Here is a 25619-nt window from a genome sequence, read left to right as displayed (position 1 = left end):
CGGCCCAGGCACACCCAGCGGCCTCGAGCCCTGCCCCGCCCGCCCGCCCCGCGCCCTGGCGGTGCAGCCGTGACCGCGCTCGAAGACCGGCGCCTTTCGCCCTACACCGGGTGGACCCGCGAGCACTGGACCGCCCTCGCCGACCGGATGCTCGCCGCCGTCGCCCCCTACCGCTCGCCCGGCTGCGCGCGGATCGACCTGCCCGGCCCGGCCAGCCGCAACGGCCGCGTCTCCGATGGGCTGGAAGGCTTCGCCCGGACGTTCCTCATCGCCGGGTTCCGCGTCGCCGGGGAGCGCGGCGCGGACCCCGGCGGGCTGCTCGAACCGTACGCGCGCGGGCTGGCCGCCGGTACCGATCCGGCGTCGGCCGAGGCGTGGCCGCGGCCCGGCGAACTCGGGCAGTCCAAAGTGGAGGCCGCGTCGATCGCCCTGGTCCTGCAGCTGACCCGGCCGTGGCTGTGGGACCGGCTCGACGACCCGGTCCGGGAGCGGGTCGTCGCCTGGCTGGCGACCGTCGTCGGCCAGCCCTACCCGCCGATCAACTGGGTGTGGTTCCGGATCGTCGTCGAGTCGTTCCTGCGCGAGGCGGACGGCCCGTGGTCGGCGGCGGACATCGAAGAGGACCTCGCCGTGCACGCCTCGCTGCGCCGGCCCGGCGGCTGGCTCAGCGACGGCGACGAGCGCGCCTACGACCACTACACCGGCTGGGCGCTGCACCTGTACCCGCTGCTGTGGACGCACCTGTTCGACGTCACCGGCAGCCTGTGCCCCGGCGAGCTGCGCCACCAGTGGGCCGCCGACCTCCGCGCGTACCTCGACGACGCCGTGCGGCTGGTCGGCGCCGACGGCTCGCCGCTCCTGCAGGGCCGCAGCCTGGTCTACCGCTTCGCCGCCGCAGCGCCGTTCTGGGTGGGTGCGTTCACCGGGACGTCCCGGCTGGCCCCGGGCCTGACCCGGCGCGTGGCCGGCGGGATGGTCCGGCACTTCGCCGGCCGCGGCGCGTTCGAGCCGGACGGCCTGCTCACCCTCGGCTGGCACCGCGCCTGGCCGGCGATGCGCCAGGCGTACTCCGGGCCCGGCTCGCCGTACTGGGCGGCCAAGGGCCTGCTCGGGCTGGCCCTGCCGGCGGACCATCCCGTGTGGACGGACGTCGAAGAGCCGCTGCCGATCGAAACCGGCGACGTCGCGCGCGTGATCGACGCGCCCGGCTGGCTGGTTTCGGGGCGGCGCCGCGACGGCATCGCCGTGGTCGTCAACCACGGCACGGACCACGCCCGTCCCGGCGACCCGCGCTCCGACTCTCCGCTGTACGCGCGGCTCGGCTACTCCACGGCCACGGTTCCGCCGCTCGGTTCCGTCCCCGACAACACGGTCGTCGTCCTCGACGCCGACGGCCGCGCGAGCCACCGGTCGGGCTTCTCGACGTGCTACGCGGCCGAGCTGCCGGGCGGTGTGCTGGCGGCGGCGTCGCGGGGCCGCGTCCGCTGGGTCGACACGACCGGCGACGACGCCCCCGACCACGGCTCGGGCCGCGGCGGCCCGGTGGTGCCGGGGCCGGTGCTGACCGTCGTTTCCGTGGTGCGCCACGGGGCCGAGATCCGGATCGTGCGCGCCGGCGCCGGGGCCGGGCCGCTGCGGATGAGCGGTTGGCCGGTGGCGGCCGCCGGCCCACCGCGCGTGACCCGGACCGGCGGGTCCGCCACCGCGGAAACCCCCGAGCTGCGATCCGTGCTGCGGAACCTGCGCGGCTTCGCCACGGCGGACGTGGCGGTCGAAACCGGCACGTCACCGCTGGGCGAGTGGACGGCGATCCCGCTCCTCACCACCGGCGGCCCCCCGGCGCCCGGTGACGTCCTCGCCGCCGTGGTCGTCCTGGACCGCGGCGGTCCCGGCGAACCCGATCCCTCCCTCGCCGTGGCGGGCGACCGCGTCACCCTGACCTGGTCCGACGGCCTCACCACCGAGCTGGCCGTCCCCGCGCCGTGAAGCTCACGGCGTCCGGCGGCGCAGGGTGGCCGCGCCGAGCAGGAGGGCGAGGACGGCGCAGCCGGCGATGATGCCGATGTTGCGGAGCAGGGTGCCGTCGATCTCGGCGGAGCGGGTCACCTGGGTGAGGGCGTCCACGGCGTAGGACAGCGGCAGGACGTCGGACAGCGCGCTGAGCACCCAGCCCATGTCGCCGCGCGGGACGAACAGCCCGCACAGCAGGAACTGCGGCAGCACGAACACCGGCAGGAACTGGATGGCCTGGAACTCGGTGCGGGCGAACGCGCTGACGAACAGCCCCAGCGCCGTCCCCAGCAGCGCGTCCAGCACCACGATCAGCAGCAGCGCCCAGACCGGACCGGCGATGTCGAGTCCGAGCCAGGTCAGGGCGATCCCCGCCGCCACGGCCACTTGCAGGACCGCGAGCAGGCCGAACGCCAGCGCGTAGCCGAGGATGAGGTCCAGCTTGCCGATCGGCAGCGTCATCAGCCGCTCCAGCGTCCCGGTGGTGCGCTCGCGCAGGGTCGTCACCGAGGTGAGCAGGAACATGATCGTGAACGGGAAAATGCCCAGCAGGGCCGGCGCGACCGCGCTGAACCGCTGCTCGGAATTCAGCACGTACCGCAGCAGGATCATCAGGACGCTGGGCACCGCGACCAGCAGCGCGACCGTGCGCGGGTCGTGCCGCAGCTGGGTGAGGATCCGCCGGGTGGTGGCCAGCGCGTTCACCGCCTCACCCCTTCCCGGCCCTTGATCAGCCGCAGGAAGGCCTGTTCGAGGTCGGCGGCGCCGGTGCGGGCGCGCAGCTCGGCGGGGGCGCCCCGGGCCAGCAGCTTGCCCTGGTGCAGCAGCAGGAGGTCGTCGCAGCGCGCGGCTTCGTCCATGACGTGGCTGGAGATCAGCAGGGTGGTCCCGGCCGCGGCCAGTGCGTGGAACAGCTGCCACAGCTCGTCGCGCAGCTCGGGGTCGGAGCCGACCGTCGGCTCGTCCAGCACCAGCAGCTCGGGCGTGCCCAGCAGCGCCACCGCCAGGTTGGCCCGGCCGCGCTGACCGCCCGACAGCCGGCCGATCAGGGTGCGCGCGGACTCGGTGAGCCCGGCTTGCGCAATGACACGGTCCACATCGGACGGACCGGTGCCGAGCACCGCGGCGAAGTAGCGCAAGGCCTCGGTCACGGTCAGGTCGGCGTAGATCGCCGGGTCCTGCGTCGCGTAGCCGATCCGCCGCCGCAGGTCCGGGCTGCCCGCCGCGCGGCCGAGCACGGTGACCCGGCCGCCCTCGACGACCTGCACACCGACGATCGAGCGCATCAGCGTGCTCTTCCCGCAGCCATTGGGCCCGAGCAGGCCGGTGACGGTGCCCCGCCGGACGGTGAAGCCGATGTCACGGAGGACTTCGTGCCCGCCGCGGCGGACGCGCAGGCCGGTCACCTCGATCGCCGGTTCGTCCATGACCCGCTCCTTCCCGCCCCTCATGGTGCGCGCCCGGGCCGCCCCGGGCAAGGCCGTCCCGTCTTGATCCACAAAGGACGGTGACCGGACCACCGGGCGTACTGGTCCAGGCAACGAAAGGGCAGGTTCGTGGTCCGTTAGTCCCCAACCCGGGCCGCCGGAGGTTGACCCGGCCGGAGCCCGTACCTACCGTCCGGCGGACACGAAAGCCCTTTCCAGGAGGTGCCATGCTGTCGAGGCGTACCTTCGTCACCGCCGGCCTGGCGGCCGCCGCAGCCGGCACGCCGCTGTGGGCCGCTCTCGCCACGCCGGCCGCCCGGGCCGCCGCCGCCCTGCCGTTGACGCTGAAGAACAATTCCGGCAGCGGCACCGTCTACGCCTACATCAGCGGCGCGGACACCTCGGGCCGCCCCGGGTTCGTCACCGCCGACGGCCGGTTCCAGGCGCTGCCCAACCCGTCTTCGCCGGTGACGCCGATCCCCGACTACGCCATCCCCCTGACGGGCTCGGGCGCGCAGCGCACCGTGACGCTGACCGACTACCTCATCGGCGGCCGGGTGTGGTTCTCGGTGGACAGGAAGATCCAGTTCTTCGTCAACCCGGGCCCCGGCCTCGTGCAGCCCGGCTTCACCAGTTCGGACCCGAACTGGCAGACGAACTGGACGTTCTGCGAGTTCACCTACAACAGCGCGAACCTCTACGCCAACATCAGCTACGTCGACATGGTGGCGCTGCCGGTGTCGATGGCCACCACGGGCGCGGCGGGCGCCCAGTCGGTCAGCCCGCTGCCGAACGGCGCCCTCGGCAGCATCGCCGACGGGCTGCGCGCGCAGCACAACGCCGACGGGGCGCCGTGGGACCGGCTGGTCGTCACCGACGGGTCCGGCCAGGTGGTGCGGGTGCTCGCGCCCGGCCACTCCCCGGTCGATTTCGGCGGTTACTGGACGAACTACCTCAACGCCGTCTGGGACCACTACCGCTCGACGCCGCTGACGATCAACGGGCAGGGCGGCATCGGCTCCTACACGGGCACGGTCAGCGGCGACGCGATCGTGTTCGCCGGCCTGAACACCAACGGGGTCCCGTTCACGAAGCCGAGCGCGGCGGACATCTTCGGCTGCGCGAGCGGGCCGCTGTACAACTCCGGCAGCGACGCCCGGGGCGCGGTCGCCGCCCGCCTGGCCGCGGCGCTGAACCGCAGCAGCCTGCTGGTGGCAGGCGGAAACAACCAGCCTGACGGCGTGCCACCGTCGCAGTACTACCGCGACGCGACGACCAACCACTACGCGCGCCTGGTGCACCAGTACGCGTCGATCGGCTACGCGTTCCCGTACGACGACGTCGGCCCGACGGGCGCCCAGCCGGTGGACGGCCACCTCCAGGACCCGGCCCCGACGTCCTGGACGGTGTCCCTGGGTGCGGGCGGCGGCACGACCCCGCCACCGGGCAACGGCGGCACGAGCGCGTACTCGACGATCCAGGCGGAGGCGTACACGGCCCAGAGCGGCACGCAGAACGAGTCGTGCAGCGACACGGGCGGCGGCGTGGACGTGGGCTGGATCGCGAACGGCGACTGGCTGAAGTATCCGGGCATCGACTTCGGCTCGAGTTCCCCGAACCAGTTCGTCGCCCGCCTGGCCTCGGGCGCGGCGGCCGGGGTGAGCGGCGCGATCAAGGCCCGCCTGGACGGCGTCTCGGGCCCGGTCATCGCGGAGATCGACTTCGCGAACAACGGCGGCTGGCAGCAGTGGCAGACGGTGCCGGCCAACATCGTCGGCGCGGCCACCGGCGTGCACGATCTGTACCTGACGTTCTCGGGGAGTTCGTCGGACTTCGTCAACGTCAACTGGTTCACCTTCACCCGCTAGCCGGGCGGCCCGCGCGCCTTGGGGCGGCGCGCGGGCATGATGGCGGCCATGCCGCACCGCGTCCTGCTCGCCGACGACGACCGGGCCATCCGGGAATCCCTCGTCCGGGCCCTCGATCTCGAGGGCTACCTGGTCACCGAGGTGGCCGACGGGGTCGGCGCGCTCGCCACCGCGCGGCGCGAAGACTTCGACGTGATCGTCCTCGACGTCATGATGCCCGGCGTCGACGGGCTCGGGGTCTGCCGCGTGCTGCGGGCCGAGGGCGATCCCACGCCGATCCTCATGCTCACCGCGCGCGTCGAAACCCCTGACCGGGTCGCCGGGCTGGACGCCGGGGCCGACGACTACCTGCCCAAGCCCTTCGAGCTCGACGAGCTGCTCGCCCGGCTGCGGGCGCTGCTGCGGCGCACGTCGCCCGAGACCGAGTCCGAGGCGCGGCGGACCGTGCGGCTCGGCGAGCTCGCCGTCGACCCGGCCGCGCGGCGCGTGTGGTGGCAGGGCACCGAGATCACCCTCTCGAAGACCGAATTCGACCTGCTCGAGCTGCTCGTCCGCAACGCCGGGATCGTGCTCGACCGGGCCACCATCTACCGGCGGATCTGGGGCTACGAGTTCGGCGCGGACTCCAAGAACCTCGCCGTCTACATCGGCTACCTGCGGCGCAAGCTGGAACAGGCCGGGGCCACCGGGCTGATCCACACCGTGCGCGGGGTCGGCTACTCGGTGCGGCCGTCGTGAACCTGCGCAGCAAGCTCGCCATCGCCTTCGCCGGGGTCGGCGCCGCGGTAGCGATCCTCGTCGGGGTCTTCAGCTACCAGGCCGCCTCGCAGCGGATCGACGCCGAACTCGACCGGTCGCTGCTGACCACGTCGGCGGAAATCGCCGCGGGGGCGACGCAGATCCTCGCGCCCAGCCCGGTCACCCGCGGCCCGGACGACGACGACCACGACGAGGCCCAGCCCATGGTGGCGCAGGCGATCGCGCCCGACGGGAGCGTCCGCCCGCTCGGCGGCCGCCGGGTGCCCCTCCCGGTCGGCGGCCCCGACCGGGCGCTGGCCGCGTCCGGCGCCCTCGGCGACCACCGCTACACCGACTTCACCGCCGGCCGCGACGACTACCGGGTCATCACCGTCGCCCTCGGGCCCGGCCGCGGCGCCGTCGAGCTCGGCATCGACGTCGACGAGTCCCGGCACGTCCTGAAGGGACTGGCCGCCCGCATCACCGGCGTCAGCGCCCTCGTGCTGGCCGTCGCGGCCCTGGCCGGGTGGCTGCTGGCCCGGCAGATCACCCGGCGGCTGGTCCGGCTGACCGACGTCACCGAACAGGTCAGCGACGGGCGGCTCGACGACGTCGCCGTGCCCACCGGCGGCCACGACGAGGTCGGCAGGCTCGCGACGTCGTTCGACCGGATGCTCGGCAGGCTCGCCGACGCCCGCGCCGACCAGGAACGGCTCGTCCAGGACGCCGCCCACGAGCTGCGGACCCCGCTGACCAGCCTCCGGACCAACGCCAGCGTGCTGCGCCGGTTCGGCGAGCTCAGCCCGGACTCCCGCGCCCGGCTGCTCGACGACGTCGACGGGGAGACCCGCGAGCTGACCCACCTGGTCGACGAGCTCGTCGAGCTCGCCACCCGCCGCTACGAGGCCGAGGAACCGGCGCCGGTGGAGCTGGGCGAGATCGCCGGCCGCGCCGCCGAGCGCGTCCGGCGGCGCTCGGGCCGCGCCATCACCGTCGAGGCGGACGCGTCCGCGCTGACCGGCCAGGCGAAGGCGCTGGAGCGCGCGGTGACGAACCTGCTGGAAAACGCCGTGAAGTTCGCCCCCGAAGGGCCGATCGAAGCCGTGGTGCGCGACGGCCGCGTCGAGGTCCTCGACCGCGGCCCCGGCATCGGCGACGACGACGCGGCCCGCGTGTTCGACCGCTTCCACCGCGCGGACGCCGCCCGCGGCCTGCCGGGCTCGGGGCTCGGCCTGGCCATCGTGCGGGAGATCGCGCTCGCCCACGGCGGGTCGGTCTTCGCCGGGCCGCGCCCGGGCGGCGGCGCGGTGGCCGGGTTCACGGTCGGCGCCGAGCGGCTCTTACCGAACTCTCACCCGGATCACGTCGACGGCTAACCGGGCTCCGGAAGGGTGGATCGCAGAAGCGATCACCCGAGGAGCCCGATGTCCACGCTCGCCGCCCGCCGCACCGCGCGGCCGGTAGTCCGCCCGTGGTGGCGCGACGCCGCCGGGCTCACGGCCTGGCTCAGCGTGCTCTTCGTGGTCGCGCTCTGGGTGTCCGGCCGCGGCCTGCAGGACCTCGCCACCGCCTTCTTCACCTCCGCCGGACGGCTCACCGGGCTCCTTTCAGCGGATCTGCTGCTGCTCCAGCTGCTGCTGATGGCGCGCATCCCGTGGGTCGAGCGCAGCTACGGCCAGGACGAGCTGGCCCGCCGCCACCGGCTCGCCGGGTTCACGTCGATCACGCTGCTGGCCGCGCACGTCGTGCTCATCACCCTGGGCTACGCGGCGACCGACCGCTCCGGCGTCCTGGCCGAGGCGTGGGCGCTGGTGACGACCTACCCCGGCATGCTCCTGGCCGCGGCCGGCACCGCCGCGCTGGGCATGGTCGCGGTGACGTCGGTGCGGGCGGCCCGGCGGCGGCTGCGCTACGAGTCCTGGCACCTGCTGCACCTCTACGCCTACCTCGGCGCCGGGCTCGCCCTCCCGCACCAGCTCTGGACCGGCGCCGACTTCACCGCCGCCCCGGTCGCGACCGCGTTCTGGTGGACCGCCTACGCCGGGGCGGCGGGCGCGGTCCTCGTGTTCCGGGTGGGCCGGCCGGTGTGGCTCAACGCGCGGCACCGGCTGGTCGTCGAGCAGGTCGTGCCGGAGGCACCCGGGGTGGTCTCGGTGTACCTGCGCGGCCGTGACCTCCACCGGCTTCCCGCCGCCGCGGGCCAGTTCTGCGTCTGGCGGTTCCCCGCCGGGCCGGGCTGGACGCGCGGCAAGCCGTTCTCCTTCTCCGCCGCCCCGGACGGACAGCGGCTGCGGATCACCGCGAAGGACCTCGGCCCGGGCAGCCGCCGCCTCGCCACCCTGCGGCCGGGCACGCGAGCGTTCTTCGAAGGCCCGTACGGCCGGCTGACCGCTAGTGTCCGGAAAGGACAGAAGATCGCGCTGTTCGCCTCCGGAGTCGGGATCACGCCGTTGCGCGCCCTGTTGGAAGAACTCCCCTATCGCCCCGGTGAGGCCGTGCTGTTCCACCGGGCCGGCCGTCCGGCGGACCTGCTGTTCCAGGCGGAACTCGAGGAGCTCGCGGCCCGCCGCGGCATCCGGATCCACTGCCTGCTCGGCCCGCGTGCCCGCGACCGCGTGTCGTGGCTGCCCGCCGGGTACGCCCCGGTGCCCGACGACCAAGTACTGCGCCATCTCGTCCCGGACGTCTCCGGCCACGACGTCTACGTCTGCGGACCGGACGCCTGGACCGGCGCCGTGCTCGACAGCGCCCGCCGCGCCGGCGTCCCCGCCGACCGCGTCCACTTCGAACGGTTCGCCTGGTAGGAAAGGACTTCCGATGCGCCGGATCGCCATCGTGGCCGCGGCGACCGTCTCCGTCGTCGTGCTGCTGTTCAGCTACCGCACGAGCACGGACCGGACGCCGGTACCGCCCGCCCGCACCGCGAGCCCGCCGACGTCCGGCGCTGGTGCGGGTGCTGCGGTGGCCTCCGGCACGTTCACCGGCGACGCCGCCGACACCCGCTACGGCCCGGTCCAGGTCCGGATCACCGTCGCCGGCGGCAGGATCACCGAAGCGGACGCGATCGAATACCCGCAGGAGAGCGGGCGCGACGTCCGGATCAACTCCGCCGCCGTCCCGGAACTGAACCAGGAGGCGTTGCAGGCCCAGAGCGCGCAGATCGACACGGTCAGCGGCGCCACCTACACCTCGGAGGGCTACCAGCAGTCGCTGCAGTCTGCAATCGACCAAGCCCACCGGTGACCGACCCCGTTCGCCATCCATCCACAAAGGACATCATGACCACCGTCGACGGCCTGCCCGCCCACATCCTGCTCGTGCACGCAATCGTCGTGCTGCTGCCCCTTTCCGCGCTGCTGCTGGTCCTCAGCGCCGTTTGGCCGGCCGCGCGCGCCAAGCTCGCCGGGCCCAACGCGATCCTCTCCGTCCTCGTCGTGATCCTCGTCCCGATCACGACCGAAGCCGGCGAATGGCTCGAACGGCGGGTCGCACCGACGCCGCTGGTGCGCGCCCACACCGAGCTCGGCGACACGGCCGTCTGGGTCGCGATCCCGGTGGCCGTGCTGGCGCTCCTGGTGTGGTGGCGCGGGCGGGCGGCCCGCCGCCCCTTCCTCGCCCCGGCTTCGACGGCGGTCACCGTGGTGCTCGCGGTGCTGTCCGTCGCGGCCGCCGGGGCCGCCGTCGCCGACGTCTACCGCATCGGCGACTCCGGCGCCCAGGCCACCTGGCAGGGCCAGTTCGGCACCGCCCCGGCAGCCGGCGGGCACTGAGCCCGTAACGGCCGTTGCGTCCCGCGCGACCCATCAGTGCCGGAGCGGATCCGCTGCCGAACGGACGCCCGGCGGGGTGGAGGCACGACCATGCGGAGCCGCAGCACAGCCGATTCGTTGCAAGTCCACGTCGTGGCCGGGTCCGCCGTCGTGCTGTTCGGGATCGACCTGCCGAAACGGGCGACCAAGGGGTTGCTCGGCTTCGCCATCGAGCGCACCGATCCGGCCAAAAAGGAACGTTACTGGCTCCGCGGCATGAAGGTGTTCGAGGAAACTTCACGCGGAATTCCCCCGGGCACCTCGGTCAGCCTGCGCGAGCACCCGGTGCAGGGCTTCCAGTGGGGCGACTACACCGCCGAGCCGGACCACGAATACACCTACCGGATCGTCGCGCTCTACGGGAAACCGAAGAACCTCGAGGAACGCCGCGAGGTCACCGTGACCGTCCGCACCGAACCGGTGGACACCGGGACGCACGCGATCCACTTCAACCGCGGGGTCGCCGCCAGCCAGGCGTACGCCCAGCGGTTCGGGCGGCCGCCGCGTCCCGGCGACCGCAGCGACCCCGCCTACACCTGGCTGTCCCGCGGACTCGAGGAAGCCCTCGTGAAGTTCGTCGCGTCGGCCACCGGCCCCGGGTTCGCGCTGCGCGGCTCGGTCTACGAGTTCTCCTACCCGCGTGTCCTCGACGCCCTGAAGGCCGCCGCGGACCGCGGTGTCGACGTCAAGATCATCTACGACCGGCGCGGCCGGGCGAGCACGGACCCGAAGCGCGCCAAGGTCTGGCAGCAGTCCGAGCCGGCCATCGCCGCCGCCGGGCTCGGCGCGTGCATGATCCCCCGCAAGACCGGCAGCGCCATCTCGCACAACAAGTTCCTGGTCCTGCTGCGCGACGGCGAACCGCAGGCCGTCTGGACCGGGTCGGCCAACATCACCTGGGGCGGCCTGTTCGGCCAGTCGAACGTCGGGCACCTCGTCCGCGACCCGGCGATCGCCGCCGGGTACCTCGCCTACTGGACGCGCCTGTCCACCGACCCGGACTACGACGGGATCCGGCCGGCCGACACCACCGCCACGCCCACGCCGGCCATCCCGCCCCCGGCCGGGATCTCGCCCGTGGTCAGCCCGAGGACCACCCTCGACCTGATCGACTTCTACGCCGGCGTGGCCGGGCGTGCCGAGAAGTCGTTCTTCATGACGGCGGCGTTCGGCGTGCACGACAAGATCGCCGAAGCGATCGCCCCCGAATCCGACGTGCTGCGCTACCTCGTCCTCGAAGAACCACCCGACAGCGGGGACGTCGAATTCACCCGCGACCACGACGTCAAGGTCGCCGTCGGATCGCTGCTGAGCACGGACATCCTCGACCGCTGGACCAAGGAACAGCTGACCGGCCTGAACTTCCACGTCCGCTACACCCACACGAAGTTCATGCTCGTCGACCCGCTCGGCGACGACCCCCTGGTCATCACCGGCTCCGGCAACTTCAGCGACGCCTCGGTCCGCGAAAACGACGAGAACATGCTCGTGATCCAGGGCGACACCCGGGTCGCCGACATCTACCTCGGCGAGTTCATGCGGCTGTTCAACCACTTCTACTTCCGTTACCTGCAGCAGAAGTTCCGCGACGACCCGGCGGACGTCGGGTACCTCGCCCCCGACGACAGCTGGGTTCCCCGCTACTACAAGCGCGCGACCCCCAGCTACCGCCAACGGCTGCTGTTCCGCTGACCAGAGGAGAACCCGATGCCGCTGCCCGGCTACGGCGTCCTGATCGGCACGCTGGTTTCGTTCACGCGAGAGGACCCCAACGACTTCGGGTCCTGGTATCACGGCAAGCTCACCGTGCAGGCCCCGCAGGGCGAGTACGAGTGCGCGGTCGACGTGTCGACACCGAGCGGTGTTCCGGTGCAGTACCGCGAGGTCCGCCATCTCGACGCGAGCCTGTTCGCCGCCGTCTCCGGCCTCGGCCCGGGCTGGCACCCGCTGGCCCGCGACGCGGCTTCCGGCGCGCTCGACTACCTGCGGTCGCCGCTGCTGCGCGGCCGGGGCTGCCTGACGCTGGTCGCGAGCCCGCTCGCGACGATGGTCAACGCGATCCTGCGCTCGCCCCGGTTCGGCTGGGTCGAAAGCACCGCGGACAACGCGCTGAACCTGCTGGAGCAGCGGCTGACGGGCTGCCGGCGGGTGCACGTGTTCGGCGCGCCCTACAGCCACGGCCTCGGCGTCCACGACATCCACTACAACCAGGGCGACCCGCCGGGGCAGTTCCAGCACCTCGACGGCATCTGGCAGGACGGCGGCACCGTCATCGAGTCGGCGGCCGGTGAGCTCACCGCGTTCCTGACGAAGTTCAAGACGCAGGTGCTGACGACCGACGACCACGGCCTGCCGGCCTGAACCGCCGCCTCCTCCGGCGGCCGGTCCGGTTCGCCCTCAGGTGCTCGGCAGCTGGTCTCCCCTCCGGCCGTGGGGAAGCTCCGGCCGCATCGGCCCGGCGGCCGGCGCGGCCACCCGCCGGTGTCGCCCCGGCTGCTCGCCCGGCACTGTGAACGTGCGCTCGAAACGGAGGAACGGCTGCGTCGGCGGGGCCGGCGCCACCGGGGGACGGCCGGCCCGGAACGGGTAGGTCCGCAGCTCCGGGTTCGTCCGCGGTGACGGCGCCTTCTGCTCCTTCGTCGGCACGCCCGCGTACCGCAGCCGCGGCAGCAACCGCTCCTGCTTCATGATCACGCTGTGCGGTGCCACATACGCGTGCTCGCCGATTTCCGCGCCGTACAACGGAACCGTGCCGTGGGACAGCGTCGAATGCGCGCCGACGTACACGTGGTCGATCTTGAGGACGCGGTCCTCGAACGTGTGGGCCTGGAACATCGCGCTCACCGTCGCGCCGTCGCCGAAGTGCAGCATGTCGGGGTCGACGACCTGGGCGAAACCCTCGCCGAGGACCACCCGCTTGCCGATGCGCATGCCCGTGCGGCGCAGGTACAACGGCAGCATCAGGGTGCCCTCCAGCGCGGACAGCACCCCGCTCGCGATGACACCCCAGGCCACGTACAGGAAGTCCCAGCGGCTGCACCAGCACGACCACAGCGGGTGCACGCCCGGTTTGACCCGGCCGAGCAGGCCCCACTTGAGGGCCAGCACGATCAGGCAAGGCAGGATCGCCGTCAGCACCGCCACCAGCGCCGCCCCCGGGAACACGAACGCGGCCAGTGGCAGCACCTTCGCCGCGTAGGCGGTCATCACGAACCACGCCGTCAGCACGGCCAGCGGCACGACCGGGAGCGCGAAGCGCAGCCACTCCCAGAACACCCGGGTGACCACCCTGGCGAACGACGGGTCGTGCGTCAGGCTGCGATCCGTTTCGACGATTTCCCGGCGCGGCAACAGGATCGGCGCATGGCCGAACCACGACGTGCCAGGCAGCATGATGCGGTCGTCGGCCACCGTGCAGACGCCGATCAGGATGTCCGGCGGCAACCGCTGCCCGCCCGCGACGACCGCGTGGTTGCCGAGGAACGTGTCGTGCCCGAGGCGCACCCGGGCCAGCGTGACCGTGCCCTGCTGGATGCGGGGACCACCGAGGTAGATGCCGTCGGCGAAGAACGTGTCCGGCCCGATCTCGACCAGCTCCGGGACGACGTCGATGATCGTGCTGATCTCGCAGCCGCGCCCCACCCGCATCCCGGCCCAGCGCAGCCACACCGGCCAGAACAGCCCGCCGGACAGCCAGTTCCCGGCCGTGGTGACCAGCCCGGTCTTGAGCGCCACCCGGATGTAGCCGAGGCTCCACCGGCTGATCACGCCCTCCTCGACCCGGCCGAGCAGCCGCGCGCTGATCGCCTCCAGCCACACGCCGGCCAGCAGCGAAAGGCACGCCGACAGCGCGAACACGGCCATGAACTGCCCGTGCGCCCACGGCTGCGTGAAGGCCGCCAGCACGTCCGGGTAGGTGATGCCGAAGGCCAGCACCAGCGCGACCATGACGGCCGAGAACGGCAGGGCGAACAGCCAGCCGAACGCCGCGCGGGCCGCGACGGTCGCCAGGCCGTGGGCGAACGGCGAAAGCAGGCTGCCCGAGACCACCGGGACCGGCGCCCGGGGCGCGGGTCCGGCGTCGTGCGCGGGGACGCCGTCCCAGCGGCGGCCGTCGGGCACGGCGGTGCCGGACGGCAGCGACGACAGCGCGGTCAGCCAGGCGCCGCGGCCGAGCCGGGTGTTCGGTGACATGCCCGCGCGGACGTCCACCGTGGCCCCGCCGGCCACGGTGATCCGGCCGATCGTGAGGTGCCCCTCGGCCAGCTGGACCGTGCCCAGCGAGGCGTCCTGGCCGATGGTGGCGTCGTCACCGATGTCGAGCAGGTCCCAGCCGCCCTGCACGAGGTCGACCCCGCGGTGGATGTGCACCCGCTGCCCGATGCGGGCGCCGAGCGCGCGCAGCGCCATGTTCTGGAACTCGGTCCCGGCGATCGTCCCCCACGGCACGAACCGCAGCAGGTGCCGCACGATCCACAGCCGCAGGTGGAACCCGCTCCACACCGGCACCCGCATCGGTTCGAACCTGCCGATGAGCAGCCGTTTCGCCCGGACGGCGAAGAACACCGCCACCGGCGTCCAGCCGAAGCCGGCCACCAGCAGCGCCACCGGGGCCAGGACGATCAGCGGGACCAGCCCGATCCGCTCGGAGAGCCAGGGCAGCACGACGAACGCGGCGAACCAGCCGATCGGCGCGGCGATCGCCAGCTCGGCCAGCAGCCAGGCGGCCTGCGCGATCGTGATCGCGACGGCGCTGCGCGCGGGCGCCGCGACCGCGTCGATTTCGTCGTGGGTGACCGGCGCGGCGAGTTTCGCCAGCCCGGACACCGTGCGGGCGCCGTAGACGTCCCGGACCGCGATGCCCTCGGTGAGCGGGTTGCCGCGCAGCTTCGAGATGAGCATCGCGGCCTGCAGCGAGCTGCCGCCCAGGTCGTCGAAGAAGTCGTCGTCGACGCCGACGTCCGTCGTCTCGAACACCTCACCCAGCGCGCCGGCGATGAACTCCTCGAGCTCGCTGCCGGAGGTCCTGGCCGCGTGCCGCCGGGCGGTGGCGAGCACCGGCAGGTCGGTGCGGCGCAGCTTGCCGCCGGCGCTGCGCGGCAGCGTTTCCGCGGCCCCGAAGACCGCGGGGATCATGTACGCGGGCAGCGCTTTGCGCAGGTGTTCCTTGAGCTCCGCGGGATCCGGCATCCCGCCCGGGCCGGCGGGCACGAGGTGCGCGGCGATCACCTGGCCCGCACCTTCGCCCTGGACCCGGCAGGCGGCCTCGCGCACGCCGGGGTGGCGCGCGAGCGACGCCTCGATCGCCTCCAGCTCGATCCGGTAGCCGCGCAGCTTGACCTGGGAGTCGATCCGGCCGTGGTAGAAGAGCGTGCCGTCCGGCGCGGCGGACACGAGGTCACCGGTGCGGTAGAGCCGGCCCAGCCGCGGGTGGTGCGGGAACTTCTCGGCGGTCAGCTCCGGCTTGCCGTGGTAGCCCAGCGCCAGCCCCGCGCCGGTCATGCACAGCTCGCCCTTCTCGCCGGGCGCGACCGGTTCGAGCCGGTCGTCGAGCACCAGCGCCCGCATGCCGGGCACCGGACGGCCGATCGCGACCGGCTTCCCCGGTTCGACGTCCGCGCGCAGGCACGTCACCGTGCATTCGGTCGGCCCGTAGCCGTTGACCATCCGGCGGCCGGGGGCCCAGCGCTCGGCGACGTCGGCGGGCAGCGCCTCCCCGCCGACGTAGAGCAGCCGCAGCTGCGGCAGTTCGCGCCGGGGGTCTTCGCACGCGGCCGCGCGCAGCAGCGTCGGGGGCGGGCAGAGCACGGTGATCCGTTCGTCGCGCAGCCACGGCACGAGGTCGGGGCCGAGGCGGGCGGTCTCGTCGTCCATCACCACGGCGGTGGCCCCGCACGCCCACGCCATCCAGGCTTCCTCCACGGAGGAGTCGTAGGCGGGCGAGGAGCCCTGGGCCACCCGGTCGCCGGGGCCGAGGCCGAACTCGGCGACGTCGGAGCGGATCAGGTTGACCACGCCCTGGTGCCCGACGAGCACGCCCTTCGGCTTCCCGGTGGTTCCCGAGGTGTAGATGACGTAGGCCAGCCCGGCCGGCGCCGCCGGGGCGATGACCGGCTGCGCCGCGGGCTCGGCGGTGCCGTCGACGCGCTGCACCGCGCCGGTGTACCCGGCCCGGGCGGCCCGCTCGTGCCCGGCGCGGTCGGTGATCAGCAGCGCGGGCGCGGCGTCGGCGAGGATGTGCCCGAGCTGTTCGTCCGGGAAGGACGGATCGACGCAGACGTAGGCCGATCCGGCCCGGAGCACGCCGAGCTGGGCGAGGTAGAGGTCTTCGGTGGTGCGGGACAGCAGGATCGCGACGATCCCCGGGCGCCGGACGGCCCGGTGCACCGCGCGCGCCACGGTCGCGGAACGGCGGTGCAGGTCGCGGTAGGTGGCGGTCCGCCGCGGCCGCCCGCCCGAAGGCGGGACGTCCACGGCGACCGCGTCCGGCCACCGCCGGGCCGACTCCTCGAAGAAGTGGTGCAGCAGGGCGGGGCCGGCGTCGTGCGGCTGGGGCGCTCGGCTCACCGTCACACCCCGGCGGGTTCGGCGATCCGGCCGTCCAGCACGGCGAGCAGGTACGGCGAGAGCAGCTCGCGGAGGCTTTCGCGGCGTTCCGGCGGCAGGTGGCGGAAGCCCCGGATCGTCCCGTCGCAGCCGGCCGCCCCGCACCGGCAGGAGAACGGCTCGGCCATGTCGTACTCGGTGCTGGCGTAGTGGAAGGTGATCTCCGACCAGGCGGGGATCGGCCGCAGGCTCAGCACCGACCGGCCGCGGATCACCGCCGTCGGCTCGCAGGCGTGGTTCATGAACCGCCAGTAGTACCGGTCGAGGACCTCTTCCAGCGGGCACCCGGCGGGCATGTCGACGTGGTGGTCCGCGTCGAGCTGGACGGTGTAGCGCGTCGGTGTGGCCGTCACGTCGCCTTCGAGGGTGAACAGCAGCGCGCGGGCGGGCACCGCCTGGTTGGTGACCAGCCGGTACTCGCGGTCGTTGCGGACGACGGCTGCCCGTCGCGTGTCCTCAGCCATCCGTGACCTCCTGGGAAGTTGACCCGAACACCGGAGGCCACGTCGGCCGCGCCCGGAGAGTTCAGCTCCCCCACCCGGCCCGCTCTCAGGATCTTCTCAACGACGCTCTGGTAGCCGCGGCCCGGCCGCCGGCCGCGTGCGAGGATCGCGGGGTGTCTGCGACTTCCTCCCGTACCCCCTCGTTCTGGGACGACGCGGTCGTCTACCAGCTCTACGTCCGCTCCTTCGCCGACAGCGACGGCGACGGCGTCGGCGACCTCGGCGGGGTGATCCGGCGGCTGGACCACATCGCCGGGCTCGGCGCCGACGCGATCTGGCTCAACCCCTGCTACCCCTCGCCGCAGGCCGACCACGGCTACGACATCGCCGACTACCGCGGCGTCAACCCCGAGTACGGCAGCCTCGCGACGTTCGACCGCCTGGTCGCCGAGGCGCACGCCCGCGGGCTGCGGATCCTGATGGACCTGGTCCCGAACCACTGCTCGGACCGGCACCCCTGGTTCGCCGCGGCCCTCGCCGCCGGCCCCGGCTCCCCCGAGCGCGCGCGGTTCGTCTTCCGCGACGGCCGGGGCGACGCGCCGCCCAACAACTGGCGGTCGGTGTTCGGCGGGCCGGCCTGGACCCGCGTCACCGAGCCCGACGGCACGCCCGGCCAGTGGTACCTGCACCTGTTCGCCCGCGAGCAGCCGGACTTCGACTGGCGCAACCCCGAGGTCCTGGCCGAGTTCGACGACGTGCTGCGGTTCTGGTTCGACCGCGGCGTCGACGGGTTCCGGATCGACGTCTGCCACGGGCTGATCAAGGACGCGGCCCTGCGCGACTGGGACGGCGGCGGCTACAACGCCCACAGCTGGAACCAGCCGGAGGTGCACGGGATCTTCCGCCGCTGGCGAGCGCTGGCCGAGGGCTACGAGCGCGACCTGCTGCTGGTCGGCGAGGTGTGGGTGCCCGACCCGGGCGACCTCGACGACTACCTGCGCCCGGACGAGCTGCACCAGGCGTTCTCCTTTGACCTGCTCGTCCAGCCGTGGGACGCCGGGGCGCTGCGCGGCGCCGTCGAGCGCGCCGTGGCCCGGACCGCAGTGCACGGCGCGCCGGCGGCGTGGACGCTGGCCAACCACGACGTGCACCGGGCGGTCACGCGGTACGGCATCGTCCGCCCCGAGCCCGCGCCGGAGAGCAACGACGCGTTCGCCGCGCTGATGCGCCCCCGCGGCGAGGTCGACGCCAAGCTGGGCGAGCGGCGCGCCCGGGCCGCGCTGCTCCTGCTGCTGGCCCTGCCCGGCTCGGTGTTCCTGTACCAGGGCGAGGAGCTCGGCCTGCCCGAGGTGCTCGACCTGCCGGACGACGCCCGCCAGGACCCGGTGTTCCACCGCAGCGGCGGCCGGGAGAAGGGCCGCGACGGCTGCCGGGTCCCGCTGCCCTGGTCGGCGGCCGCCCCGGCGTTCGGCTTCAGCACGGGCACCCCGTGGCTGCCCCAGCCGGAGTGGTTCGCCGGCTACGCGGCGGACGTCCAGGACGAGACGTCGACGCTGGGCCTGTACCGCCGCGCGATCCGGGCCCGGCGGGAGCTCGGCCTCGGCGGCCCCGGTGCGGTGGAGTGGCTCGGGACGGGCGAGGACACGGTGCTCGCGTTCCGGCGCGGCGAGCTGGTGTGCGTGCTCAACACCGGGGCCACGGACTTCACCCCGCCCGCGGAGTGGGGTTCGGTCGTGCTGCACAGCAGCGAACCGGGTGTGGTGTCCGCGGACACCGCGGCCTGGCTGGCGCCGGCCCGGTCCTAGGCCGGCGATCGGGAAGCCGCCGTCCGGGCCCGTGCGGCGGCGCCCGGCCTTGAGAAAGCGCTTCCCGCGGGACGGGCGACCGCAGTCAGGCGCCGGGAGCAGGCGCCAAGCCCAGCGCCGCAACGAGGTCGGCCACCCGGCGGTGGGCTTCCAGGGGGTGCCGCAGCCGGCCTTCCGGGTGGATCTTGTAGTGGTTGCGCCGCCCGACGCGCTCGCGTTCGAGGTAGCCCTCCGCGATGAGGTCGGCGAGGATGAGCTGCACGCCGCGTTCGGTGATCCCCACCCGCGCGGCGATGTCGTGCAGTGTCCGGTCCGGATCCGCGGCCACGCACAGCAGGACGTGCGCGTGGTTGCTGAGGAAGGTCCACGAAGCCATACCGGCCACAGTAGACGTCCGAACTTGACAGACGAAGTGGAGTTCGTCATTCTGGAGGCAGCGGAGGGGAGTACCCGCCCGGTCCGGCATCGTCAGTCCGGCTGCCCGTGTGCAGCCCGGTGCCGGCGTCACCCTCGGGTGACCGGGGAGACCTCCGGTTCGTCACCGAACCGGAGGAGTGTGTCGTGACCGTCCCGCTGTGGGCCTGGGCCGCCGTGCTCGGCGTCATCCTGGCCATGCTCGCCATCGACCTGGCCGCCCACCGGAAGACCTCCGTCGTCGGCGTCCGCGAGGCGCTCGCCTGGTCCGGGGTGTGGGTGGCGCTGGGCCTCGCCTTCGGTGCCGTGGTCTGGTGGGTCTGGGGCGCGGAGTTCGCGGGCCAGTACTTCGCCGGCTACGTCATCGAGAAGTCCCTGGCCGTCGACAACGTCTTCGTGTTCGCGATCATCTTCGGCTACTTCGCGGTGCCCCGCGAGTACCAGCACCGCATCCTGTTCTACGGTGTCGTCGGCGCGCTGGTGTTCCGCGCGGTGTTCATCGCGGCGGGCTCGGTGCTGATCGCCGGCTTCGCCTGGATCCTCTACGTGTTCGGCGCGTTCCTGGTCCTCACCGGCATCCGGATGGCCTTCCACCGCGACGAAACGGTCGACTACGGCAGGAACCCGGTGCTGCGGCTGTTCCGCCGCCTGGTCCCGTCGACCGACGGCGACCACGGCGGCCGGTTCCTCGTCCGCCAGGGCGGCCGCTGGGTGGCGACCCCGCTGCTCGCGGTGCTGGTGCTGATCGAGGTCACCGACGTGGTCTTCGCGGTCGACTCGATCCCGGCGATCTTCGCGGTGACGCAGGAACCGTTCCTCGTGTTCACGTCGAACGCGTTCGCGGTACTGGGCCTGCGGGCGATGTACTTCCTCCTCGCCGATGTCATGCACCGGTTCGTGTACCTCAAGCTCGGGCTGGCCCTGGTGCTGGTCTGGGTGGGCGTGAAGATGCTGCTGCTGGACGTCTGGAAGATCCCGACGGCCCTGTCGCTGGGCGTGGTCGCGGCAATCCTCGCGACGGCGATCGGCGCCAGCCTGCTCCGGACGCGTACCGCGGTTCCCCGAAAGGAAGTCCGATGAAGATGCCGGCGGTGGCCGTCCTGCTCACCGGCTGCGGCGTGACGGCGGAAAGTCCTTAGAGGACAGTGACGGCCCGGCCGGGCGAACTCTGCCGGGCCCCACCCGCCACTGCACCGAACTCGCCCCGGGAAGGCCACCATGACCGCAGCCCCCGCCTCACCCGCCACCGGTGAACTCACCGGAGTGGCCGGCTGGGCCGTCGGGCTCATGGAATCCCTCGGCGGCCCCGGAGCCGCTCTCGTCGTCGGGCTCGACAACCTCTTCCCGCCGCTGCCCAGCGAACTCGTCCTCCCCCTCGCCGGCTTCGCCGCCGGGCGGGGGGCTTTCGGGCTCGGCTCCGCGATCTTCTGGACCACCTTCGGCTCCGTCGCCGGCGCCGTCGTCGTCTACCTGCTCGGCCGCCGGCTCGGGCACGACCGCACCCGGCGTTGGGTGAGCCGGCTGCCCCTGGTCGATACCGCCGACTTCGACCGGACCGCCGCCTGGTTCGCGCGGCACGGCGGCAAAGCCGTCTTCCTCGGGCGCATGATCCCGCTGTTCCGGAGCTTCGTCTCGATCCCCGCCGGGGTCGAAGCGATGCCGTTCGGACGGTTCCTGCTCTTCACCACCGCCGGCAGCCTGGTCTGGAACACCGGGTTCGTCGGCGCCGGCTACCTGCTCGGCGAACACTGGCCGCGGATCGAGCGGTACGCGTCGGCCTTCCAGTACTTCGTCGTGGCGGGGATCGCCGTCGCCGCCGGGCTGTTCGTGGTCCGGCGGCTCCGCGCGCGCAAGCCGTAAGGTCGGGGCATGACCGATGCCCGGGCCGCGGGAGCCGTGTCCGCCCTGCGGGAACGCGTGTACGCCACCCTGGTGGGCCTCTCCACCGTCCTGCTGCTGCTGAACTACGCGGACAGCACGTCCGCCGGGGAGGCCGTCGCCGACATCGCCGCCGCGATGGGCGCCCTGTGCCTGGCCGGCGCGTTCGCCGACGTCAGCGCGCACCGGATCACGCATGGCCACTTCCCGCGCGGGCACGACCTCCGCCACATCACCGCCGCGGCCGGGCACGTCCTGGAGACCGCCCTGCTGCCGATCCTCAGCGTCGGTGCCGCGGCGCTCGGCTGGCTGCCGCTCGACACCGCGCTGTGGATCGCCACCCTGTCCCTGGTGCTCACCATCGCCGCGCTGGTCCTGGTCGCGACGCGGCGGACCGCCGTCCGGTGGCCGGTGAAGCTGCTGCTGTTCGTCGTCGAGATGGCGATCGCGCTCACCGTGGTGGCGGTGAAGCTGCTCGCTCACTGACCGAGCCGGGCCGGCAGGCCGGCCGCCGTGACGAGCCCGGGGTCGTGGAACTTCACCGCCCGCGAGAACCGGCCGCCGGTGACCGTGAACACCCACAGCCCGTCGGCGCCTCCCGGGCGGTAGCTGCCCGCGGCCGGCTGGCCGTTCGCGCGGGTCGGCAGCAGCCGGGCGGCACCACCCGGGGCCGAGAACGCCCGCTCCAGGAACGGCAGGCACACGTTCACGCCCTTGAACCACACCGGGTGCGGGACGGCTTCGAGGCTGAAGTCGTCGTGGATGACCGCGCGCAGGGCCGCGGTGTCCTCGGCCTCGAACGCCGCGATGTAGCGGTCGAGCAGCGCCCGCTCGGGCTCGGGGCCCGGGGGCGGCCGGTCGTCCAGGTCCAGCTCGTCGAGCCGGACGCGGGCCCGCTGCAGCAGGCTCTTGACCGCGGGGACGCTGACGCCGAGGGTGTCCGCGATCTCGGTGGCCGGCCACGAGAGCACCTCGCGCAGCAGGAACGCCGCCCGCTGCCGGGCCGGCAGGTGCTGCAGCGCCGCGACCAGCGCCAGCCGGACCGACTCCCGCCGCACGACGACCTCGCCCGGGTCGCCGAGCACCGCGTCGGGCAGCGGCCCGAGCCACGCGACCGAGTCGTCGGCGAAGACCCGCGCGCCGGGATCGTCCGACGGCGCGCCCAGCCCGGCGGGGAGCACGCGCCGGCTGCGGTGGTTCAGCTCGGTCAGGCAGGTGTTGGTCGCGATCCGGTAGAGCCACGTCTTGAACGACGACCGCTCCTCGAACGCGGCCACGCCCCGCACGGCCTTGAGCCAGGTTTCCTGGACGGCGTCTTCGGCGTCCTGGTAGGACCCGGTCATCCGGTAACAGTGCGCGACCAGCGCCGGGCGGAGCGAACCGAATTCGGCCTGCAGCCGCTCGGTGCGGGGGATCGCTTCGGAAGACACACACACTCCCTGTTCGTCGGGGACATCGTCGGTCAACGGGGACAATCGCGCAGCGAGGGGTCGCGCCCGAGGGCCGCGAGCAGGCGCTCGGCCGCCGGGCGGCCCGCCGGCAGGACGACGGGCGCGGCGAACAGCCCCTCGCGGCGGGTGAGCACGGAGGGCAGTTCGGCGAGCAGCCGGGCGGCCAGGTCACCGGGGATCGGCCGGGTGGGAACGGCATCCCAGCCGTGCACGACGGCCTCGACCGCGGCAACGACGATCAGCTGCCGGCACGGCAGCGCCAGCCCGTCGACGGCGACCGCGCGCCGGCCCCGCAGATCGCGCGCGGCGGCGGCAAGCGCGACGGCCGCCCGGCCGAGCTCGCGCCCCGACGCCCGCGCGGCGGGCACCGCAACGACGCCGGAGGCCAGCGAACCGGCGACGCAGCGGAGGGACTGCGTGAGGTGAGCGAGAACTTCGGCGACGGTCCAGCCGGCACAGCCCGACGGACACCCGAGCTCGGCCTCGCCCGCGGCCGCAACCGCATGGTCGAGGGCGGCGGCGAGCACCTCCTCATCGACGGAACGCACCGGCACCCCGCCCCACCAACCCCACCACAACCGCACGACCTGAGGCGGCAGCAAGCACCCCCTCATCCACGCGAAACACCGCCACCCCGCCCCACCGCAACCGCATGACCTGAGGCGGCAGCAAGCACCTCCTCATCCACCAAACGCACCGGCACCCGCCCCACCACAACCGCATGCCCCAAGGCGGCAGGGAGCACCTCGTCATCCACGCGAAACACCGGCACCCCGCCCCACCTTCCCCGCCGCGACCCGCAGTTCCTCGAGCGCCCCGCGCATCGCGGCCAAACCCCCGCGGTAGAACCGCGGCCCGAAGGACACCCTGGCGACCCCCAGCGACGCCAGGGTGTCCAGGTCCAGTTCCGGCCCGGTGTTCCCGTTGACCGCCCCGGGCACCCCCTCGACCACCCGCCCCAGGACCTCGGCGCTCGACACCCCGATCGGGTACACGCAGTCCGCGCCGGCCGCGCGGTAGCGCTGCCCGCGGCGGATCGTCTCCGCCGTCCGGTCCGGCTCCGGGATCCCGCTCGGCGGCAGGAAGACGTCGATGCGCGCGTTGACGACCAGCGGGACGCCCGCCGCGTCGGCGGCCGCGCGCACCCCGGCCAGCCGGTCCGCCTGCGCGGCCACCTCCGCGAGGCCGCCCGCCCGGTGATCGGTGTCCTCGAGGTTGCAGCCGGCCGCACCGGCTTCGAGCAGTTCGGCCACCAGCTGCGCCGGCTCCAGGCCGTAGCCCGCCTCGGCGTCCACGGTCACCGGCACCGGCACCGCGCGGGCGATCCGCGCGACGGCCGCGAACATCTCGCGCCACGGCGCCTTTTCGCCGTCCTGGTGGCCGAGCGCCTCCGCCACCGCGACACTCGACGTCGCCACGACCGGGAACCCGGCCTCGACGACCAGTTCCGCGCTGGCCTCGTCCCAGGCGTTCGGCAGCACGAGCAGCTTCCCGCGGTGCAGCGAGCGCAGCAGTTCGGCGTGGGTCTTCAACTCCGGCATGGTCCTACTCCTCCGGTTCGCGCCGCGGGATGAGACAACCGGCCAGCGCCCCCGCGGCGGCGAGGACGGCACTGACCACGACGGCCGTGGTGAACCCGCGGGTGAACGCGCCGGGCGACGCGTAGCTGCCCGTCAGCGAAAACCCGGCCACCAGGACCGCCACCCCGAACGCGCCGCCGAGCTGCCGCATCGCGCTGAACGCACCGGACGCCTTGCCGAGGAACCGCGGTGCGACCGATGTCAGCACCGCGCTCTGCGCGGCGGGCAGGCACATCGCGATCCCGGTGCCGGACAGCACCAGCGGCGCCGCGATGGCCCAGTAGCCGATCGCGGGGCCGGCGACCAGGGCGATCCAGAGCATGGCCAGTGCGTGCAGCCCGAGCCCGGCGACGATGAACGGGCGCTCGCCGAACCGGCCGGCCAGCCGGCCCGCCACCTGCGGGACCACCGCGGTCGTCAGTCCCCACGGCGCCAGCGCGAGCCCGGCGGCCAGCGGCCGGTACCCGAGCCCCTCCTGCAGGAACTGCGCCATGAAGAACACCGAGCCGAGCGCGGACGCCCAGTGGAAGAAGATCACGGCGTTGCCGGCGGCGAACCGCCGCGAGCGGAACAGGTGCAGCGGCAGCATCGGGTGCGCGGCCCGCCGCTGCCAGGCGGCGAACGCCCCGAACGCCACCAAGCCCGCCACGAGCGGCCCGGCCACCGCGACGCTGGTCCAGCCCGCCGTGGGGCCCTGCGCCAGGCCCCACACGACCCCGAACGAACCGGCCCCCGCCAGCACCAGCCCGGGGACGTCGATCGCCGGATCCGGGCCGCGGCTCTCCTCGATCCGGGTCAGGGCGAAGAAGACGAGCGCGATCCCCACCGGGACGTTGATCCAGAAGATCCATGGCCACGAGATGCCTTCGACGACGGCCCCGCCGAACAGCGGCCCGAGCGGCACGGCCACCCCGCTGACGCTCGCGAAGACGCCGAGGGCCTTCGGCCGCTCCGCCGGCGGGAACGCCGCTCCGAGCAGGGCGAGCGCGAGCGGCATCACGAACGCGGCCCCGGCGCCCTGCAGCACCCGGCCGGCGATCAGCGTCCCGGCGTCCGGGGCGAGGGCGCAGAGCAGCGACGCCCCCGCGAACACGGTCACGCCGGCCGCGAAGACCCGGCGCCGGCCCCAGCGGTCGCCGGCTGCCGCCGACGTCATCAGCAGGACCGCGAAGCTCAGGCCGTAGGCGTTGACCGTCCACTCGAGCTCGGCGGCCGACGCGCCGAGGTCGCTTCTGATCGCGGTCAGCGCGGTCGCCACGGCCAGCGCGTCGAGGACGACCAGCAGCGAGGCGACCGCGGTGATGGCCAGCACCCATCTTCGCTGCGTCCCCTGCACGGCCCGCGCGGGTGAAGTCCTGGTGCCCACTGTCGTACTCCCCTGCCTCCGGTGCTCGGCGGTGTGCCGCTTCCGAAGACGTAGACACCGCGCGGGCCCCGGAGGAATCGGTGCGGGCGGACTTCAGTTCCCACGGCCGCGGGCTCCACCGGCACCGCGGCCGTGCTGGCCAGGTGGTCCTGCAGCCGGGCGTGGCGGAACTGGTGGACCGCGCCCGCTTTGCGGAGGATCCGCGGCGTAGGCGACCGCGCCGC

General features: G+C 73.6%; 21 protein-coding genes and 1 pseudogene. 13 read left to right on the top strand and 9 right to left on the bottom strand.

What is annotated here, in order from left to right:
* The first annotated feature begins 69 nt into the window (after positions 1-69).
* Positions 70-1986 (top strand): DUF2264 domain-containing protein, encoded by a 1917-nt coding sequence (locus tag AB0J55_RS20690; RefSeq protein WP_364250514.1) that lies wholly within the window; start codon positions 70-72, stop codon positions 1984-1986.
* A 3-nt stretch (positions 1987-1989) separates the two neighbouring features.
* On the opposite strand, the gene AB0J55_RS20685 is transcribed toward AB0J55_RS20690, so the two are convergent.
* A complete protein-coding gene (locus AB0J55_RS20685; protein ID WP_364250511.1) occupies positions 1990-2715 on the bottom strand; it encodes an ABC transporter permease in 726 nt (241 codons plus the stop codon).
* Positions 2712-3437 (bottom strand): ABC transporter ATP-binding protein, encoded by a 726-nt coding sequence (locus AB0J55_RS20680; protein WP_364250508.1) that lies wholly within the window; start codon positions 3435-3437, stop codon positions 2712-2714. Before AB0J55_RS20680 ends, AB0J55_RS20685 begins: the two co-directional genes overlap by 4 nt.
* 227 nt (positions 3438-3664) lie before the next feature.
* Between AB0J55_RS20680 and AB0J55_RS20675 the strand changes: the two genes are divergently transcribed.
* The 8 genes from AB0J55_RS20675 (at position 3665) to AB0J55_RS20640 (ending at position 12213) form a co-directional block, all read left to right on the top strand.
* The gene (locus AB0J55_RS20675) at positions 3665-5305 is read left to right on the top strand and encodes a beta-1,3-glucanase family protein (protein WP_364250505.1); all 1641 of its coding nucleotides are present in this window, start codon (positions 3665-3667) and stop codon (positions 5303-5305) included.
* A gap of 39 nt (positions 5306-5344) precedes the next feature.
* Complete coding sequence (locus AB0J55_RS20670) at positions 5345-6043, top strand: response regulator transcription factor (protein ID WP_364250796.1); 699 nt, start codon at positions 5345-5347, stop codon at positions 6041-6043.
* Positions 6040-7419: an ATP-binding protein gene (locus tag AB0J55_RS20665; RefSeq protein WP_364250502.1), complete on the top strand. Its 1380-nt coding sequence runs from the start codon at positions 6040-6042 to the stop codon at positions 7417-7419. The genes AB0J55_RS20670 and AB0J55_RS20665 overlap by 4 nt, the downstream gene beginning before the upstream one ends.
* Before the next feature lie 48 nt (positions 7420-7467).
* Positions 7468-8847, top strand: coding sequence for a ferredoxin reductase family protein (locus AB0J55_RS20660; RefSeq protein ID WP_364250499.1), 1380 nt, complete (start codon positions 7468-7470; stop codon positions 8845-8847).
* Positions 8848-8860: 13 nt separating this feature from the next.
* Positions 8861-9286 (top strand): FMN-binding protein, encoded by a 426-nt coding sequence (locus tag AB0J55_RS20655; RefSeq protein WP_364250496.1) that lies wholly within the window; start codon positions 8861-8863, stop codon positions 9284-9286.
* Positions 9287-9321: 35 nt separating this feature from the next.
* A complete protein-coding gene (locus AB0J55_RS20650; RefSeq protein ID WP_364250493.1) occupies positions 9322-9813 on the top strand; it encodes a DUF2231 domain-containing protein in 492 nt (163 codons plus the stop codon).
* Positions 9814-9903: 90 nt separating this feature from the next.
* On the top strand, positions 9904-11544 hold the full coding sequence (locus AB0J55_RS20645; protein WP_364250490.1) for a phospholipase D-like domain-containing protein: 1641 nt from the start codon (positions 9904-9906) through the stop codon (positions 11542-11544).
* Positions 11545-11559: 15 nt separating this feature from the next.
* The gene (locus AB0J55_RS20640; protein WP_364250487.1) at positions 11560-12213 is read left to right on the top strand and encodes a DUF2278 family protein; all 654 of its coding nucleotides are present in this window, start codon (positions 11560-11562) and stop codon (positions 12211-12213) included.
* Positions 12214-12249: 36 nt separating this feature from the next.
* Here AB0J55_RS20640 and AB0J55_RS20635 read toward each other — a convergent pair whose 3' ends face one another.
* Positions 12250-16419 (bottom strand): amino acid adenylation domain-containing protein, encoded by a 4170-nt coding sequence (locus tag AB0J55_RS20635; protein WP_364250484.1) that lies wholly within the window; start codon positions 16417-16419, stop codon positions 12250-12252.
* A gap of 2 nt (positions 16420-16421) precedes the next feature.
* Positions 16422-16952, bottom strand: a pseudogene (locus tag AB0J55_RS20630) (SET domain-containing protein-lysine N-methyltransferase); the annotation flags it as partial.
* Positions 16953-17074: 122 nt separating this feature from the next.
* Here AB0J55_RS20630 and AB0J55_RS20625 point away from each other — a divergent pair.
* Positions 17075-18706 (top strand): glycoside hydrolase family 13 protein, encoded by a 1632-nt coding sequence (locus AB0J55_RS20625; protein ID WP_364250482.1) that lies wholly within the window; start codon positions 17075-17077, stop codon positions 18704-18706.
* 85 nt (positions 18707-18791) lie between these two features.
* Here the strand turns inward: AB0J55_RS20625 and AB0J55_RS20620 are convergent, their stop codons facing one another.
* The gene (locus tag AB0J55_RS20620) at positions 18792-19082 is read right to left on the bottom strand and encodes a winged helix-turn-helix domain-containing protein (protein WP_364250479.1); all 291 of its coding nucleotides are present in this window, start codon (positions 19080-19082) and stop codon (positions 18792-18794) included.
* Positions 19083-19267: 185 nt separating this feature from the next.
* On the opposite strand from AB0J55_RS20620, the gene AB0J55_RS20615 reads away from it, so the two are divergent.
* The 3 genes from AB0J55_RS20615 (at position 19268) to AB0J55_RS20605 (ending at position 21484) form a co-directional block, all read left to right on the top strand.
* A complete protein-coding gene (locus AB0J55_RS20615) occupies positions 19268-20200 on the top strand; it encodes a TerC family protein (protein ID WP_364250476.1) in 933 nt (310 codons plus the stop codon).
* Positions 20201-20338: 138 nt separating this feature from the next.
* Positions 20339-20980 carry a DedA family protein gene (locus AB0J55_RS20610; protein WP_364250474.1) on the top strand — a complete coding sequence of 214 codons (642 nt, stop codon included), beginning with the start codon at positions 20339-20341 and terminating at the stop codon, positions 20978-20980.
* A gap of 9 nt (positions 20981-20989) precedes the next feature.
* Positions 20990-21484 carry a hypothetical protein gene (locus AB0J55_RS20605; protein ID WP_364250472.1) on the top strand — a complete coding sequence of 165 codons (495 nt, stop codon included), beginning with the start codon at positions 20990-20992 and terminating at the stop codon, positions 21482-21484.
* Here the strand turns inward: AB0J55_RS20605 and AB0J55_RS20600 are convergent.
* The 4 genes from AB0J55_RS20600 to AB0J55_RS20585 form a co-directional block, all read right to left on the bottom strand.
* On the bottom strand, positions 21478-22428 hold the full coding sequence (locus AB0J55_RS20600; RefSeq protein ID WP_364250469.1) for an RNA polymerase subunit sigma-70: 951 nt from the start codon (positions 22426-22428) through the stop codon (positions 21478-21480). The two genes, AB0J55_RS20605 and AB0J55_RS20600, sit on opposite strands and share 7 nt — an antisense overlap.
* A gap of 32 nt (positions 22429-22460) precedes the next feature.
* Positions 22461-22997, bottom strand: a complete 537-nt coding sequence (locus AB0J55_RS20595) for a maleylpyruvate isomerase family mycothiol-dependent enzyme (RefSeq protein WP_364250466.1) — start codon at positions 22995-22997, stop codon at positions 22461-22463.
* 201 nt (positions 22998-23198) lie between these two features.
* Positions 23199-23990 carry an isocitrate lyase/phosphoenolpyruvate mutase family protein gene (locus tag AB0J55_RS20590; protein WP_364250463.1) on the bottom strand — a complete coding sequence of 264 codons (792 nt, stop codon included), beginning with the start codon at positions 23988-23990 and terminating at the stop codon, positions 23199-23201.
* Between the two features lie 4 nt (positions 23991-23994).
* Positions 23995-25395, bottom strand: coding sequence for a DHA2 family efflux MFS transporter permease subunit (locus AB0J55_RS20585; protein ID WP_364250460.1), 1401 nt, complete (start codon positions 25393-25395; stop codon positions 23995-23997).
* Positions 25396-25619 lie beyond the last annotated feature (224 nt).

This window comes from Amycolatopsis sp. NPDC049688 (assembly GCF_040674975.1).
Taxonomy (GTDB): Bacteria; Actinomycetota; Actinomycetes; order Mycobacteriales; family Pseudonocardiaceae; genus Amycolatopsis.
The sequence above is the reverse complement of the archived record's forward strand: the minus strand, read 5'-3'. Positions and strand labels throughout refer to the sequence as shown.

Excerpts from the sequence above, each read along its gene's own strand:
- AB0J55_RS20680 (WP_364250508.1), bottom strand. The coding sequence starts at position 3,437 with ATGGACGAACCGGCGATCGAGGTGACCGGCCTGCGCGTCCGCCGCGGC.
- AB0J55_RS20675 (WP_364250505.1), top strand. The coding sequence starts at position 3,665 with ATGCTGTCGAGGCGTACCTTCGTCACCGCCGGCCTGGCGGCCGCCGCA.
- AB0J55_RS20670 (WP_364250796.1), top strand. The coding sequence starts at position 5,345 with ATGGCGGCCATGCCGCACCGCGTCCTGCTCGCCGACGACGACCGGGCC.
- AB0J55_RS20660 (WP_364250499.1), top strand. The coding sequence starts at position 7,468 with ATGTCCACGCTCGCCGCCCGCCGCACCGCGCGGCCGGTAGTCCGCCCG.
- AB0J55_RS20655 (WP_364250496.1), top strand. The coding sequence starts at position 8,861 with ATGCGCCGGATCGCCATCGTGGCCGCGGCGACCGTCTCCGTCGTCGTG.
- AB0J55_RS20650 (WP_364250493.1), top strand. The coding sequence starts at position 9,322 with ATGACCACCGTCGACGGCCTGCCCGCCCACATCCTGCTCGTGCACGCA.
- AB0J55_RS20645 (WP_364250490.1), top strand. The coding sequence starts at position 9,904 with ATGCGGAGCCGCAGCACAGCCGATTCGTTGCAAGTCCACGTCGTGGCC.
- AB0J55_RS20640 (WP_364250487.1), top strand. The coding sequence starts at position 11,560 with ATGCCGCTGCCCGGCTACGGCGTCCTGATCGGCACGCTGGTTTCGTTC.
- AB0J55_RS20620 (WP_364250479.1), bottom strand. The coding sequence starts at position 19,082 with ATGGCTTCGTGGACCTTCCTCAGCAACCACGCGCACGTCCTGCTGTGC.
- AB0J55_RS20610 (WP_364250474.1), top strand. The coding sequence starts at position 20,339 with ATGACCGCAGCCCCCGCCTCACCCGCCACCGGTGAACTCACCGGAGTG.
- AB0J55_RS20605 (WP_364250472.1), top strand. The coding sequence starts at position 20,990 with ATGACCGATGCCCGGGCCGCGGGAGCCGTGTCCGCCCTGCGGGAACGC.
- AB0J55_RS20590 (WP_364250463.1), bottom strand. The coding sequence starts at position 23,990 with ATGCCGGAGTTGAAGACCCACGCCGAACTGCTGCGCTCGCTGCACCGC.